Genomic DNA, 1,349 nt, shown 5'->3' on the forward strand with positions numbered 1-1,349 from the left:
ACATAAGGTAATTAAATAACAAAAAGTTTTAATTTACTTAGGTTAAGGTATCAATTGGAACTTTTTATTAGAATAAGAATTTTTATGATGATGAATAATGAATATGATAAGAAAGTTTAGGTGAAGAAAATGGGATTATTTAGCTCATTGTTTGGTAAAAAAGAAGAAAATACAAAAGTAGAGGGGAATAAAACAATGTCAAAAGTATTATTTGTAAAAGCAAACGATCGTCCAGCGGAGCAAGCAATTAGTTCAAAAATGTATGAAACATTTGTAAGTGCTTATAAGGAAGCAAATCCGAATACAGAAATTACGGAGTTAGATTTATTCGCATTAGATCTTCCGTATTACGGAAATATCGCTATTTCAGGTGGATATAAACGTAGTCAAGGAATGGAGATAACAGCTGAAGAAGAGAAGGCAGTTGCTACAGTRGATAARTAYTTAAAYCARTTTTTAGAAGCWGAWAAAGTAGTATTTGCATTCCCATTATGGAACTTTACAGTACCAGCACCATTAATYACKTAYATTTCATATCTTTCTCAAGCKGGAAAAACGTTTAAATATACAGCGAACGGTCCAGAAGGTTTAGTTGGTGATAAGAAAGTAGTTGTWTTAGGTGCTCGTGGTTCAGATTATTCTTCTGAACAAATGGCTCCTATGGAAATGGCTGTTAATTACGTTACAAACGTACTTGGATTCTGGGGAATTGCAAATCCAGAGACAGTTGTAATTGAAGGACACAATCAATATCCAGATCGTTCACAGCAAATTGTTGAAGAAGGTTTAGATAACGTTAAGAAAGTAGCGGCGAAATTTTAATTAATGATAGTAAATGTAAAACCAACATGGATGACCATGTTGGTTTTTTAGTCTGATTTCCATGTTGAAAAATGTATATTCATAAAATAAATGAAAAGTTTGAAAATAGTATTGCAAAATATTATATAACAAACTATAATGAGTTCAAGAATAGTTGATACTTAAATTAAATATTCAGAAAATTCAATTAGTTAAAATTGGAAATGAGATAAGGAAATTTGAATGGGGGTTATATTATGGCGAATAAAGTACCGTTTTCGTTCATAGTAGTTATCGGATTAATGTTATTTGCACTATTTTTTGGAGCAGGAAATTTAATATTCCCAGCGATGCTTGGTCAATCGGCAGGAGAGAATGTATGGATTGCTAACGCTGGATTTTTAGTAACAGGAGTAGGTTTACCATTACTAGGTGTATTAGCATTTGGGATTTCAGGTAAAGAAGATTTACAGTCATTAGCAAGCCGAGTTCATCCTGTATTCGGTATTGTATTTACAACAGTTTTATATCTGGCGATCGGTCCATTA

2 protein-coding genes are annotated in these 1,349 nt (G+C 32.0%); both read left to right on the top strand.

Going from position 1 to position 1,349, the window contains the following annotated elements; translation table 11 throughout:
• The first annotated feature begins 129 nt into the window (after positions 1-129).
• The gene (locus AC1DJR_RS29910; RefSeq protein ID WP_477004247.1) at positions 130-822 is read left to right on the top strand and encodes an FMN-dependent NADH-azoreductase; all 693 of its coding nucleotides are present in this window, start codon (positions 130-132) and stop codon (positions 820-822) included.
• 236 nt (positions 823-1,058) lie between these two features.
• A partial coding sequence (locus AC1DJR_RS29915) for a branched-chain amino acid transport system II carrier protein (RefSeq protein ID WP_477004248.1) occupies positions 1,059-1,349 on the top strand: 291 nt, incomplete at its 3' end.

Source organism: Bacillus sp. 05T31 (assembly GCF_056396725.1).